Annotated in this window: 10 protein-coding genes and 1 pseudogene; 3 read left to right on the top strand and 8 right to left on the bottom strand. The window is 61.8% G+C overall.

The features are described 5' to 3' along the window. Positions 1–56: 56 nt before the first annotated feature. Positions 57–1,145 carry a hypothetical protein gene (locus BBD46_RS03490; protein WP_253184498.1) on the bottom strand — a complete coding sequence of 363 codons (1,089 nt, stop codon included), beginning with the start codon at positions 1,143–1,145 and terminating at the stop codon, positions 57–59. Positions 1,146–1,344: 199 nt separating this feature from the next. On the opposite strand from BBD46_RS03490, the gene BBD46_RS03495 reads away from it, so the two are divergent. Then, positions 1,345–1,785, top strand: coding sequence for a hypothetical protein (locus tag BBD46_RS03495; RefSeq protein ID WP_253184500.1), 441 nt, complete (start codon positions 1,345–1,347; stop codon positions 1,783–1,785). A 185-nt stretch (positions 1,786–1,970) separates the two neighbouring features. Here the strand turns inward: BBD46_RS03495 and BBD46_RS03500 are convergent, their stop codons facing one another. The 3 genes from BBD46_RS03500 to BBD46_RS03510 all read right to left on the bottom strand — a co-directional run bounded on the left by BBD46_RS03500 (position 1,971) and on the right by BBD46_RS03510 (position 4,759). Further along, positions 1,971–2,513: an 8-oxo-dGTP diphosphatase gene (locus tag BBD46_RS03500; RefSeq protein ID WP_071400379.1), complete on the bottom strand. Its 543-nt coding sequence runs from the start codon at positions 2,511–2,513 to the stop codon at positions 1,971–1,973. A gap of 74 nt (positions 2,514–2,587) precedes the next feature. After that, entirely contained in the window at positions 2,588–3,919 is a 1,332-nt protein-coding gene (locus tag BBD46_RS03505) for an aspartate aminotransferase family protein (protein WP_071400380.1), read from the bottom strand. Positions 3,920–4,327: 408 nt separating this feature from the next. After that, positions 4,328–4,759, bottom strand: a complete 432-nt coding sequence (locus BBD46_RS03510) for a CBS domain-containing protein (protein ID WP_071400381.1) — start codon at positions 4,757–4,759, stop codon at positions 4,328–4,330. Positions 4,760–4,924: 165 nt separating this feature from the next. Here BBD46_RS03510 and BBD46_RS03515 point away from each other — a divergent pair, with 165 nt between their 5' ends. Both BBD46_RS03515 and BBD46_RS03520 read left to right on the top strand, forming a co-directional pair. Next, positions 4,925–6,568 (top strand): thiamine pyrophosphate-binding protein, encoded by a 1,644-nt coding sequence (locus tag BBD46_RS03515; protein ID WP_071400382.1) that lies wholly within the window; start codon positions 4,925–4,927, stop codon positions 6,566–6,568. Between the two features lie 85 nt (positions 6,569–6,653). After that, positions 6,654–7,997, top strand: coding sequence for an MFS transporter (locus BBD46_RS03520; protein WP_071400383.1), 1,344 nt, complete (start codon positions 6,654–6,656; stop codon positions 7,995–7,997). 227 nt (positions 7,998–8,224) lie between these two features. Here BBD46_RS03520 and BBD46_RS03525 read toward each other — a convergent pair whose 3' ends face one another. The 4 genes and pseudogenes from BBD46_RS03525 to BBD46_RS03540 all read right to left on the bottom strand — a co-directional run. After that, positions 8,225–9,721, bottom strand: coding sequence for an APC family permease (locus BBD46_RS03525; protein ID WP_071400384.1), 1,497 nt, complete (start codon positions 9,719–9,721; stop codon positions 8,225–8,227). Between the two features lie 67 nt (positions 9,722–9,788). After that, on the bottom strand, positions 9,789–10,964 hold the full coding sequence (locus BBD46_RS03530; protein ID WP_071400385.1) for a hypothetical protein: 1,176 nt from the start codon (positions 10,962–10,964) through the stop codon (positions 9,789–9,791). A 93-nt stretch (positions 10,965–11,057) separates the two neighbouring features. Then, on the bottom strand, positions 11,058–12,986 hold the full coding sequence (locus BBD46_RS03535; RefSeq protein ID WP_071400386.1) for a CocE/NonD family hydrolase: 1,929 nt from the start codon (positions 12,984–12,986) through the stop codon (positions 11,058–11,060). Positions 12,987–13,073: 87 nt separating this feature from the next. Continuing rightward, positions 13,074–13,371, bottom strand: a pseudogene (locus BBD46_RS03540) (hypothetical protein); the annotation flags it as partial.

Genomic DNA, 13,371 nt, shown 5'->3' on the forward strand with positions numbered 1-13,371 from the left:
AAACCGAGGAACCCAACGGTTGCGTAACCGCGTGTTGCCGTTACTCGGCGACCCTGTCACTCGGTGTCGACTTCTTCGTTCGGCTCGCGATCCGCTTCGATGGGCTCGATAGTGTCGTTGTACGCGACTGTAGTAATCTCGGAGACACCCGCTTCCTCGGCTTTTCGCCTGACGTATGGATCGGTGATGTCGTCTACCGAGACCGTGCTCTCTGCCGTGACGTCACCCGATGCCGAAATGTCGTACCCGATATACGTATTGTCCTCTTCGCTAATGATTTCGACTTTCGGGTGATCCCACTCGACATCCGTTCGAACGGTGATGTCGTATCCATCACTCGGTTCGTTCGCTTCGACGTAGAAACGACACGCGGCACCCAATTCATCTCGCGGATCTGCTCCGCCTGTCCATGTTCTGTACTTCCACCAGTAATCTGCGTGTTGCCCGTCTCCGAACTCCTCTCCGTCGTACCGGAAGGCATCGTAGATGTTGTACGAACTGATGGCAACGTTCGCGACGAGATTCAGTTCCGTGACGGCGACCTCGATTGACTCCTGGATGCCGCTTCGCCAGTCGATGCTTGGGTCGCCGTCATCCTGTGTCGCGCCAACCATCCGTTCATCACCCTGATCTGGTGCCAGGATCGAGGACGTGTGACTGCTCTGATCGTTTTCTATTTCGAGGTAGATGCCACTGAGGTTCTCTGTCTGCTCCCAGTTTCCGTCGGGCTCGCTATCGAGTTCACTGCTCGCGGACGCTCCCAGAACGAACTGATGGAGGACCTGATCACCGATCTGATTGGATTCGATTCGGGAAACGGTCAATCCCTGGTTCGACGCGAGGTAAAATCCGCTAGAGGGGTTATTTGGGTCGCCAGTCCCGTCGAAGCTCTCCACTCGCCTCTCCCGAGAGACCGTGAATTCCGGATCGAAGTCGGACGAAACGCTCGCCTCATCGGCTCGCGCGGTCGGTAACCGTTGCCCGACAATGGGTACGGTTGCCCCGCCTGCAAGCCCCTTGAGCGCCGTTCGACGGTTGATTCGTCCGGACTGCGTTTCCGTTTTTTCACTGCTCTTTTGTGGCTGCTCCTCTCCGGATTCTTGATTGTCTTTTCCACCTTTGGATTCGTCATTTGAATTTGGCATGGTAATAACCCAACATAATGGCTATTAAATCTTTTTACAGGTTAGGGATCTATCACTCTTCGGATCCAGACCTCCTTTTGCAGATGGAACGTCCACGTCAACAGGTTGTCTCAGCCTCTCTGAGCATCGGATGGAGTCCGTCACTGGTGGCAATCCCGAAGACAACGGTTATGTATTTTCAATCTCCAATGGTAATATTATGTATCGACGGCGGCTGCTCGGTTCTCTCGCGGTCTGTAGTGCAGGAGCGCTCGCTGGCTGCATGGACGCATTCGGCCGTAACGACGAGAACGACTACGCGACGCTACAGCGACTCACCCTTGCGAATATCCGAGACGTGCCAATCGTCGCCGAGCTCAGAATCGAGCAGGCCGAGACAGACGATCTCGTTCACACCGACACGTACGAACTGCCGGCGGCCGAGAACGGATTCGAGGCAGTCTCCGTCGACTGTGTCTGGCCGGACGACCCACTACGCGTCATGACGCGAGACGCCGATGACGAGAACTGGGAGCCACTCACGACGGCAGACCGGTCGGATTGCCTGAGCCTCCTCGCCGAACTTCACGGCGGTGGTGTCTCCTACTACAGCTCTACCGACGAGTGTCCGATCCGGTCGCTGGAGTGCCACGGTGAGTGACTGCAGGCTGGTGCTTTCCCGTTCCATCCCATCTCACCCCATCCTACCTCCCCCGGGGTTACAACCCAGTGACCAGCAACGTTCCTGCTAGTACGTCAGTTTCTGCCATCACACCACAGCTACTCCGCTTCGGAGGTTGTGCCCACCTAATTCTGTTCTGGCACAGCAACACAACTCTGGCCATTCTATCGTGACTCGAACGAAACGCCCCACTCGAGTTCGTGGTCCACGAACGCCGCCTCGTCGAGCGGCGGCCCGCCCGCGAAGTGGAACTCGCCGGCGACGGTGTCGCCATCGAGAACGCCCGGCAGCCAGAGGCGGTCGTCCTCCCACATCTGGTCGTAGGGAACGTCGTCGACTGGCATCCATTCCGGCCGCGCCTCGTCCGAAGGGCGCGGTTCGCCGGCGAATTCGGTCGTCCGGAAGACGTGACAGACGGTGTGGATCTCCTCGTCGAGCAAGAAGGTGAGTTCGCCGGCGTACTCGAGTACGCCTGGCGCAATCTCGAGGCCGACTTCCTCGCGGGTTTCGCGGACGGCGCATTCGCGCGGCGTTTCTCCGTGTTCGAGTTTGCCGCCGGGGCCGTTGTACCAGCCCTCACCGAGGCCGCGGCGCTTTTCGATGAGGAGGACATCGGTGTCCGAGTCAGTCTCGTCGGTGCCGTCAGTTTCGTTGATGCTGTCGGTCTCGGACTCGCGAAGGACAAAACAGAGCGTTGCCTCGATCATATGCCTCTGGCTGTTCGTTTGTCGCGCGCGAAATAAAGACGGCTGTTCACTGATTGCCGATTGCGGCCGCGACCTCAGAACGCGTCCGCGATCGCCGCGTCCAGCGCGTCGAGAACCGTCTCGATCTCCTCGGCCGTCGTACACAGCGGCGGCGAGAGCAGGATCTGGGTCGCCGGGCGACCGGTGCCGACGAGTACGCCGCGGTCTTCGAGCCCCGAGACGACGTCCGAGACCGGGTTCTCTACGTCGTCACCGTCCACACGCGGGTCGTAGAACGGCTCGCCCGTTGCCGGATCTTCGAAGGCCACACCCCAGAGGTAGCCACGGCCTCTCGCGTCCGCGACCACGTCGTACTGGGACTCGAGTTCAGCCAGTCCGTCCTCGAACAGCGAGGCGTTCTCGCGGACGTTGTCGATCTGGCCGTTTTCGTAGACGTCGATCGCGGCGAGGCCGGCCGCACAGCCGACGGGGTGACCGCCGAACGTCTGCCCGAGGTCGAAGCCGTCCTCCTGAACACCCGAGACGAGCTCGGGGCGGGCGAGCACGCCAGCGAGCGGCGCGTAGGAGCTCGTCAGCCCCTTCGCGAACGTGATCATGTCCGGTTCGACGTCCTCAGTTTCGATGCCGAACCACTCACCACAGCGGCCGAAGCCGGTGATGACTTCGTCTGCGATCAGCAGGATGTCGTACTTGTCACAGAGTTCGCGGACGCGAGCGAAGTAGCCCGGCGGGGCTGGGTAGCCGCCGCTCGAGCCCGCAACTGGCTCTAGCATGATCGCAGCGATGGAGTCAGGATCCTCGTTGCGAATCACGAACTCGAGATGGTCGGCCGCCAGTTCGGCGAGTTCTTCGGGACTGTCGGCGTTGAACGGCGACGGGTGTGACATCGCCGGGAGGAACTTCGCTGACCCGGTCGTCGCGGCGTGGCTCTCGACGAGCGCGCGCGTTTCGGGGTCGCCGGTGAGGCTGCCGGCACCGTAGGTCGAACCGTGGTAGGAGCGCCAGCGGGTCAGAATCTTCGAGCCACCGGTGTGATTGCGCGCGAGCTGGACGGCGAGTTCGTTCGCTTCGCTGCCGGTGACCGAGAACATGACGTTCGAGAGGTCGCCGGGCGCAATCTCGACCAGTCGATCGCCGAGTTCGGATCGTACTGGGGAGTGCTTCGAGGAAGAGACGTACTGGATCTGTGCTAGCTGCTCGGTCATCGCGTCGATAATCTGCTGGTTGCCGTGCCCAGCGTTGACGCAGTACAGCTGCGAGGCGAAGTCGAGGTACTCCCCGCCGTCGTCGTCGACGACCGTCGCACCGTCACCCGACTCGAGTGTGAGGGGGCTCCCGTCTGGATCGTACCAGTGTGGGATCGTGGTGGGAATTTCTTCCTGATTGCCAGTGGGTTCTTCTAGCATACACTGTCCATCGGCGCACGGGTAGTTAATTGTTGTCCTGCAACAAGCATTGTGTTGGCCCGAGGGACAAATTTGGTGGAAAGTAGTTGAACAGCACACAACTGGTTTGGACAGTACTCGAGTGTCGGCTGGTGATGGATGCTGTCCATTCGGGTGTGATATGGACCAGAGACGAGTGAGCTGTCGACTGGGGCCGGCTGACCGAGTCGAGGGGGTTACTGATGCTTGGGGATAGAACAGTAGACCCGCCTGTAGGTAGGTTCAACCGGGCGCGGATTCGTCTGTACCATAGGTTCAGGCAGGCAGGTCGCCTGTGGACGAGTTCAGCTAAAATTCCAACGTTGACGTGCGGCTGAGCGAGGGTGGTACTCGAGTAGACAGACGAACCCTCACGGTCGGCGACTGCGCCTAGCGACACGTGGCTGTTCCGATAGACGGACCGCTGTGTGGCGTTCGACCGTGGGACAGGTAGGATGCGAGGTCAGTCGTCGTGACGATACCAATGACGCCCTCGTCCTCGTCGACGACCGGGAGGTGATGACAGCCATGTTCGAGCATGGTGGCTGCTGCGTCGCGGACGCTGTCCTGTGCGGAGACGGTGACGACGTCCTCGGTCATGTACCGCTCGACGGTCGTTTCGGCCTTCGGTTGGCTCTGAGCGACGATATCGACGAAGTCAGTCGTCGTCAGGATGCCCGCGAGATGGTTCTCCGAGTCGACGACGATGACGGACCCGATATCGTTCTCGCGCATGACCTGTCCGGCAGGTTCGACCAGCGTGTCCCGTCGTACCGTGTGGAGTGACGTGGACATAATGCGGCCGACGAAGATGTCTTCCATAGTACTGCCTTGTCCTATAGGAACATAATACTTTGCTATGAGTTACCTACTAGCACGCACACTGAGTATGTGTATCAATTATCAGCCATCTTCAGCCTACAATTCACGTGCTGGCCTATGATCCAGTGGTGAACCTTTACGCTTCCGTGAGTCACACCCATCGGTATGCGAATTAACGAGGCCGTCATCGATCGACTGGTTGCGAACGGGGTCGACACCCTGTTCGGCATTCCCGGTAAACAGACCCTGCCGCTGAACGAAGCGATCAGCGAGCGCACGGACATCGACTTCGTCATGGCTCGCCACGAGACCGCCGTCTCCCACCAGGCGTGGGGATACGCCGAAACGAGCGGCGGCCTGGCCGCGACCGTCGTCATCCCCGGCCCCGGCGACATGAACGCTATGAACGGGCTGAAGAACGCGCTCAACGACTGCACGCCGCTCGTCCACATGGCGGTCGAAACCGAACCCGAGATCCGCGGCGGCGACGGCATCCACGAAACGCCACCGGACACCTACGACAACGTCGTCAAGGAGAACGTCACCGTCGAAACCCCCGAGAGCACGATCGCCGAACTCCAGCGCGCGATCGACATCGCGCTCACCGCGCCGATGGGACCCGTCCGCGTCGGGATCCCAAAGAACTTCCTCCCGATGGACGTTCCGCTCGCCGAACCCGGCGAAACCGAAACCCGCACCGTCGGCACCCCTGCCGACGAGCGGATCGCCGAAGCAGCTGACCTCCTGGCCGAGTCCGAACACCCGATCATCATTGCCGGCGGCGGCGTCCGCGCCTCCGACGCGAGCGAGGAACTCGCGTCCCTCGCTGAAACACTCGATGCTCCAGTCTTCCCGACCTACAAGGGCAAGGCAGTCCTGCCGGACGACCACGACCTCTTCGCGGGCGTGCTCTGTGGTGGCACCGGCAGCGCGGTCAAAAACCAGATCGCCGCCGCAGATGCAGCCCTCGGCGTCGGCACCGACCTCGACGCCGTTACGATGAAACACTGGGAGATCGACGTTCCAGACGACCTCGTCCACGTCACCCTCGACGCCGACGACATCGGCGTCGGCTACGACCCCGCGGTCGGCATCGTCGCAGACGCCGGCCGAACGATGGGGGCACTCGAGTCCGCCCTCGAAACTCGCTCGCTCGCTTCATCGAATGGACACGAGCGCGCGCGAGAAACGCGCCAGGCCGTCGAAGACCGACTCGCGGAACTGGTCGCGGTCGACGAATCGCCGCTGCCGTCCCCGAGTGCGCTGTCGGCGATTCGCGATGCGGTACCTCGAGAGGCAGTCGTCGCGGCCGACGCGGGCGGGTTCCGCCTCTGGTCGCTCGTGATGTTCGAGGCGTACGAGCCCCGTGACTACGTCAATCCGGGCTCGTGGGCGACGATGGGGTCGGGCGTGCCCTCTGCGATCGGCGCGAAGGCGGCGAATCCGGACCAGGACGTCGTTGCACTCACGGGCGACGGCGGACTGATGATGTGCGTTCACGAACTGCACACGCTGGCCGACGAGGACATCGATGTGACCGTGATCGTCCTCAATAACAGTGATTACGCAATCATCAGCGAAGAGGCCGAACGCAGCTACCGGATGGAGGCGAGTGAGTACGGCTGGCAGGGAACGCCACTGGACTTCGACGCCATCGCGTCGGGGATGGGACTCGAGACGATGCGTGCGGACACGCCGGACGAGATTCGCGAGACGGTTGCAGCGGCGATCGAGAGTGAGGGGCCGACGCTGGTCGAAATTCCGACGGATCCACACGAGCCGCAGGCGAGCGTCTGGATGGCGAAGTAAGGCGGTAGCGGTCCCCCTCCCCGGTCGGCCAGTTTCTCTGGCTTGCTAACCGTTATACTACGGGCAGACAGTGGTGTGTCTAGAGATGAGTACTGCGCAGACGGATCGGATGAGCGACAACGACCGCTCGATCACGGGCTTCGTGATGATCTCGCACGCGGTCGTTCACACGTACGAGCTCTCGATCCCGATTCTGATGGTAATCTGGCTCACGGAGTTCAGCGTGAGCACGGCGATTCTCGGCACTGCGGTCGCGGTCGGCTACGGCCTGTTCGGGATCGGTGCGCTACCGGCCGGCATTCTGGTCGATCGGTTCGGCTCGCGCGAACTCGTGTTGGTCTGTCTGGCCGGGATGGGCGGTTCGTTCCTCCTGTTGAGCGCCGCACAGGGTATCGTATCGATCACGCTGGCGCTCTGTGTCTGGGGAATTGCAGCGAGTATCTACCACCCGGCGGGCCTGTCGCTGATCTCGACCGGCGTCGAACAGCGCGGCACCGGCTTCGCCTATCATGGAATGGCCGGCAACTTCGGCATCGCCTTCGGCCCCTTGTTGACGGCGATTCTGCTGTTGTTCTTCGACTGGCGTCTCGTCACTGCAATTCTCGTCGTCCCGGCGGGCCTCGCGATTCTCTACGCGGTGACGGCGAGTTTCGACGAGAAGGCTGCGGTCGAGACGCAGCCCGACGGTGGTCGAGAGTCCGGTGTAGACGACGATACTGACAGCGATGTCGATACTGACACCGGCGGGACGACCGACGAGCAGGCCGACGGGCAGATGTCGCTCTCGCGATTCCTCTCGGACAGTCGCGCGCTGTTTACCCTCGGTTTCACCGTCGCGATGGTCGTCGTCATGATGAACGGACTGTTCTACCGCGGGACGCTGACCTTCCTGCCGGACGTGCTGAGCGACTTTATGCCCGACGTTGCCGAACAGCTCCAGCTGTTCGACCCCGATAGCCCGATGGCCGAGGAGTTCGACCCGGCCTCCTACCTCTACGCCGGGCTCCTGATGGTCGGCATGGCCGGCCAGTACGTCGGCGGGAAACTCACCGACCGGATCCGGACAGAGACCGGACTCGCCATCATCTTCGGCTCGCTCGCCGTCGTCGCCGTGCTGTTCGTCCCCGTCGCAGAGGCCGGCCTCGTTCCGCTGCTCATCATCGGGTCGGTGCTTGGCTTCCTGCTGTTCTCCCTGCAGCCGATGTACCAGGCCACTATTGCGGAGTACAGCCCGCCAGGAGAGCGCGGCCTCTCCTACGGCTACACGTATCTCGGCGTCTTCGGCGTCGGTGCTGCCGGCGCGGCGATTGCCGGCTTTCTCCTCTCGATCGGCACTGTCTGGCAAACGTTCGCGGCGCTCGCTGTCTTCCCCCTGCTGGGTGCAACCCTCGCGATCGTGCTTCGCCGCACTGGTGATCGGCGCGGCTGAATCCGGCCGCCACGACCGATACTGATCTTGACGCAACCGAGATTGATTTCGACGACACCGTCTCGTTCAGGGGTGCCTGGTTCCCAAGACCGATCCAATGGGAACGAGCAACAGCCACACTGGGTGCGCCGAACGAGAGGGTCTCACTCGAGTGATACACCCGCAGACGGTCTGTTCTGCTTCGTTACCGTGGTCATTTCTGGTCGAGCAAACACCAAGGATCGGTCTCAGTCGTCGGTGTTCGCTCCGCTCTCGGCACTCCCATCACCGTCACCACCGCCGATCGACTCGTGTTTGTGCAAGAGCGACATCCGTGCACGAAGATCGACATCTCGCCGTGCCGACGAGCGAATGCGATAGACGTAGCCGGCTGACGTGAGGACGATCCAGACGAAGACGAACGCGAGCGCAGAGGGCGCGCTGGCGGCAACGAGCAGCATGAACACAAACGAGACGACGACGTTCCCCACTGCGACGACCTTGAGAACCGGCATCGGCAGCGTGTAAATCGAGTACTCGTACCGTTTCGGGAACTCCTGGGGGAGCTTCCACAGCGCGACGCCACCAACCATGAACGAGATGAAGATGCCCGTCACGGTGACGACGACGAGCCAGTCGAGTACGTCGACGGCGATGATCGAATCGAACCAGCCCATGAACGGGGCCGCAAGGAGCGGCGGAATGCCGAGCAGCACGACTGCCCGGTAGGGCGTTTCGAATCGCTCGTGAACCGCCGCAAAGAACGATGGGACGACATCGTCGCGTGCCGCCCGCATCACCGTTCGAGAGTAGGACGTAAACAGCGTGTTCACCGTCGTTGCGGCCGCAAACAGCGCTGCGATCCCGATGACTAGGACTGCCCAGCCGGGAAGGAACGCAGTTCCAACGGCGGCGATCCCGCCGTCGACCGCTTCGCCAGTCGCTGGATCGATCGCGCTCTCCCAGGATGCGGCCCCGACCAGCGCCACGACGACACCCACCGAGAGCAACGCAACGAGCGACATGCCGACGGCCAGCACGCGCGGAATGTTCTTGACCGGCTCGCGCAACTCCTCGCCGATTTCGATAATCATCGCGAACCCCTGGAACGGGATGTAGAGCAACACGATCACGAGGAAGAAGGGTGCGTAGCTATCCGCCAGTGGCTCGCCCGACCCGGTCGGGAACACGGGCGTCAGGTTTCCAGGATCGAACGCCATCGCCCCACCGGCGATGAAGACGAGCATCCCCGTGATAAGCACCGCGACGAGACCGATCTGGACTCGCGCAGCGAACTGGATCCCGACGTAGTTGAGCACCAGAAACGCTGCGAGCAGGAGCCAGACCGCAGGCAGTGTCGGCACGTCGCCAACCGGCAACGCTCCGGTGATGACCGGGAGATACTGTGCAAATCCGAGTGCGGCGAACAGCAGATACGCCCACACGGCAAGCACCGGCACAACGATGCTCAAAAACCCCCAGTAGGGCCCGACCAGCCGCGAACCGTAGACGTAGATCCCGCCCGCGACTGGAATTGCCCCTCCCAACTGCAGCAGTAACAACACTCCCAGCACCATCGGCACGACCGACAACACGATCGCAATCGCGATACTCGGCCCGGCTACCGCTGCCATCTGCGTCGGCACGATAAAAATGCTCATCCCCAGCGCCGTCCCGATTAGCAACGCGATCGCCGCCAACGGCCCGATCTGTTCGCTAATCAGCTTGAACTCTCCTTCTGACATATGCCAACACCCCACAATCAATTTACCATCTAATATAACTACTGTCTGATGCGACCACGGCAGTCGCCTACGGCGACGACTGCGGCACGAACGGACCGAAGTCCGCAGTGCGTGCCGCAATAGTCGCAATCCGCAGCGCGTAGCTCAACAGGACCATGAACGGCAGGAAGACGAGCACCACACCACCCGCAGCAACCGCGAGCAAGACTGCCGGCGTCGAGATCAGTGTCACCAGCGTCGGATACGAGACGAGCAACAGCCCCCCGCCAACCAGCGTCGGAAACCCGACGTACAGCAACAGCCGCGACAGAATCGCCAGTTCGTGTTGGACGTACAGCGTCTTGAACGTCTGGCGCGCAATCGCGAGTAACTCGAGTAGCTCGATCAGTTCCTCGAGCGGCTTCGTTTCTGCGAAGGCGTCGTTCCACTCCTCGTGAAACAGCCGCGTCGCGTGATAGTAGTTTCCCTGATGGTGGCCGAGCACGGCGGAGAGCGCCTCGAAGGTACCAAACTCCGCATCAGCCAGTGCATCAGAGACTGTTTCGCCATCGGACTCGAGTGTCTCGACGAAGTGAGCGATTTCCTCGCGCTGGTGAGCCGTCGCGTCGTCGGAGAGCGAGTTGGGAAGACGATGGCCGCGCTCGATCGTGGCGTCGACGACGAGTCGGAGGAACGCTGCTGGAGAGGATGGGCTAACAGAGACGCCGGTTACAGCCTCCACGCGGTGCTGGAAGTCGGTCATCTTCTCGAAGCGTTCGGTGAGTTCGTTCGGCCAGCCCAGTTCCTGTGAGAGGACGAGCTGGTTGATCGCCAGAACGATCGTGATGAACGGAAGCGTGCCGCCGACGAGAGCACTGTAGAGCGAGACGACTGTGTCCGCGTTCGTCACATCGATGAGCCCCGCGACTTGCAGCACGATCACGGCGGCGTAGAGCCCGGCCGCGAGGAGCCCGGCGATCAGGAGTCGATTCCCATCGAGCAAGAGCCAGCGCTTGAGTGGCGACTCCGCAACCGTTTCGTAGGTGAGTTCGGTCTCCGCGTCGACATCGAAGGCTGTTCGGGTGTGTGTCGGCGCTCGGTCTCCCTCGCTGTCGGATCCTGTACCGCGATTGTCGTTGGCTTCGCTTTCGCCCTCTGGTTCCTGATCGCGGTCATCCTCACGATCATGGTTACGGTCACGATCACCGTTACCGTCACGACCACGACCACGACCACAATCGGAATCCGCCCGTCGATCATCCATACACCCAGACACCACATCCCGCGTGGAAAATCCACGTGACGAGTCGTCGAGGTGATCGAAACAAGAGTCTGATCGAAATGACGACCAGGCCGGTCACTCCGAGAGCGCCGCCGACACTGCGTCCTCGCCACCAACGATCGGCAGACGGACCGTACTCTTCGAGAGATCGAGCGAGATTTCGACGCGCGTCTCCGGTGGCTGGAGCATTCCGTGACCGGGATCGGTCGATAACAACACAATCCCAAGCCGGGAGCCCGCATCGAAGACTCGATCGGCCGCCTGCAGGTTGAACTCGACGTGATACGGCCGCCCCGGCGGGTGCAACGCGAACGTCTCGCTTACCGACTTCCGATTCTGTGGGTTCATCCAGCCCCGATTGACGATCTCAGCCTCGCCAGCTGCGTCGTACTCAACCAGCAACGCCGTCACGTTCGCGGCCGGTTCGTCGAACGACAGCGTCAGGTCCGGAATCACAGTCCCGCTGAGTCGCACGTCTTCAGACAGCGGTTCGGTCGTGTAGACGAGCCGATTGTCGGACTCGTCAGCGTTTGCGTGCGTCTCGATGAAGATATCGGGGTCGTCGACCAGCGACTCCGTTACCGGCGGCCCGGTGGGGGACTCGAGTGTCAGTCCGCCCTGGGTTTGGCCGCCGGGTGCGAACGAGAGGTCGACGTGCTCGGTATCGGGGTGTGGCCAGTCGGCTTCGGCGGCCAGCGAGCCGTCCTCTCGTTCGACCGTGATCGGCGGCTCGTCCATCACGTCGTTTTCGACGTCGAACAGCCAGTAGGTGTACCAGCGGTTGAGGAGGTCGACCCAGGCATCTTCGTCGACACCGCGGCTGAGTGGGTCGGAGTGGCCACCCTGGTGAAGCCACATTCGGTAGGGCTTGTCGTGCTCTCTGAGCTGGTCGACCAGTTTCGAGGCGTTCGAGGTTTCGACGTTGAAGTCGTAGAGCCCGTGACAGATGAGCACGCCGCAATCGACGTTCTCGACATCCGGGAGGTAGTTGCGTTCGTGCCACCAGTCGTTGTAGTTGCCTGTTGTCCGATCTTGCCCGCTCTCGACGAGATCTCTGGCGGGCTCACAGAGTTCGCCGTTCTCGCGGCTCATAATGTAGTCGAACAGGCCGCCCATGTCCAGACTCGACGCAACGTGGCCGTTCGCTCGATAGTAGTCGTACCAGTTCGAAATCGCGACGATGGGGACGATCGCCTCCAGACCGTCGACGCCGGTCGAGGCGACACCGTTTGCGAGCGTGCCGTTGTACGAGATGCCCATCATTCCGGCGCTACCGGTCGTCCAGTCCGCCTCGACCGTCTGGCCGCCCTCTCGTGCGTCGTAGGCGTCCGCCCGCCCGTTGAGCCAGTCGACGACGGTTCTGATCCCCTCGATTTCGGTGTCACCGCCGACGTCGGGACAGCCAGTCGACTGTTCCGTGCCGATGGAGGCTGGATAGGCCCAGATGAAGCCACACTGGAGCAGTTCGTCTTCGAAGGCCGACGGACCGATCTGGGGCGTCTCACCGCCGGTGAATTCGGCGAGATCCGAGTAGTCGTCGTACACCTCCCGTGACCGATCTTCCGGGCCGCCGTCGAGGTCGCGTCCCGGTTTGTCGGGCTCGTACAGTTCCTCGTTCGGAGAGTATCCCCAGGCCGGCTGGTCCGGCCCGTAGTACGGACTCGGTTGGATAACGACTGGCAGCTGGAGAGCAGTATTCACCGTCGACGCTGGCCGCGCGATTTCGACGTGTACGCGGTCCGGCTCGCCGGTCCCGTCAGTGTCGAGCGATGTTTCGACCCAGTAATCCTCGCGGATCACGTCATCGTCGGCGAAGACCGGTTGTGCGCGTCCATCCTCGAACGTCGGTTCGGCATCGATGGAGTCGGCGTCGGCAGCGGCTGGTATCGTCGCACCCGCTATCGCACCAGCCGCGACGGCCGTCTGCAGTACTCGCCGTCGCGTCGTTCCCCGCCCTCGCGTCTGCGATTCTTCGTCACCGTTTCCATCACGTGTTGCTGACATACACAATCACAAACATGATCGTGCGTGTTAACAATTACCTTCAGAAACTACTGGCGGTGTGGAGCTCGTGCCCGAGGACGGCTATCTCAACGCGTCGATTACGCGGGAACGGTGGTCGCGATGTAGCAGTGCGACGATGGTGCGGACGTCTCGGTTGCAATCGAACCGCCAGAAAAGACGTTCGCGACGAGTGTGTTCAGCGCGAGAAAGGCATCGTCGCGGTAGGTTGCATCAAGCCAGCCCAGCTCGCGAGCGGTTTCGATTCCGCGAGCGGTGTCTGGCATCCCACTATCGTCGACCCATCCGCGAACGCGCCCACGTGGAATCTCTTGCGCGTTCGAGATCGCGTACGAGCCCTTGTCCGGGTGCTGACTCGCGTAGCGCA

It is taken from the genome of Natrialba sp. SSL1, from assembly GCF_001861355.1.
Taxonomy (GTDB): domain Archaea; phylum Halobacteriota; class Halobacteria; order Halobacteriales; family Natrialbaceae; genus Natrialba.

What these genes read in the sequence shown, in the direction of transcription:
- BBD46_RS03490 (WP_253184498.1), bottom strand. Translation starts at nt 1,145, where the DNA reads ATGCCAAATTCAAATGACGAATCCAAAGGTGGAAAAGACAATCAAGAA.
- BBD46_RS03495 (WP_253184500.1), top strand. Translation starts at nt 1,345, where the DNA reads ATGTATCGACGGCGGCTGCTCGGTTCTCTCGCGGTCTGTAGTGCAGGA.
- BBD46_RS03500 (WP_071400379.1), bottom strand. Translation starts at nt 2,513, where the DNA reads ATGATCGAGGCAACGCTCTGTTTTGTCCTTCGCGAGTCCGAGACCGAC.
- BBD46_RS03505 (WP_071400380.1), bottom strand. Translation starts at nt 3,919, where the DNA reads ATGCTAGAAGAACCCACTGGCAATCAGGAAGAAATTCCCACCACGATC.
- BBD46_RS03510 (WP_071400381.1), bottom strand. Translation starts at nt 4,759, where the DNA reads ATGGAAGACATCTTCGTCGGCCGCATTATGTCCACGTCACTCCACACG.
- BBD46_RS03515 (WP_071400382.1), top strand. Translation starts at nt 4,925, where the DNA reads ATGCGAATTAACGAGGCCGTCATCGATCGACTGGTTGCGAACGGGGTC.
- BBD46_RS03520 (WP_071400383.1), top strand. Translation starts at nt 6,654, where the DNA reads ATGAGTACTGCGCAGACGGATCGGATGAGCGACAACGACCGCTCGATC.
- BBD46_RS03525 (WP_071400384.1), bottom strand. Translation starts at nt 9,721, where the DNA reads ATGTCAGAAGGAGAGTTCAAGCTGATTAGCGAACAGATCGGGCCGTTG.
- BBD46_RS03530 (WP_071400385.1), bottom strand. Translation starts at nt 10,964, where the DNA reads ATGGATGATCGACGGGCGGATTCCGATTGTGGTCGTGGTCGTGGTCGT.
- BBD46_RS03535 (WP_071400386.1), bottom strand. Translation starts at nt 12,986, where the DNA reads ATGTCAGCAACACGTGATGGAAACGGTGACGAAGAATCGCAGACGCGA.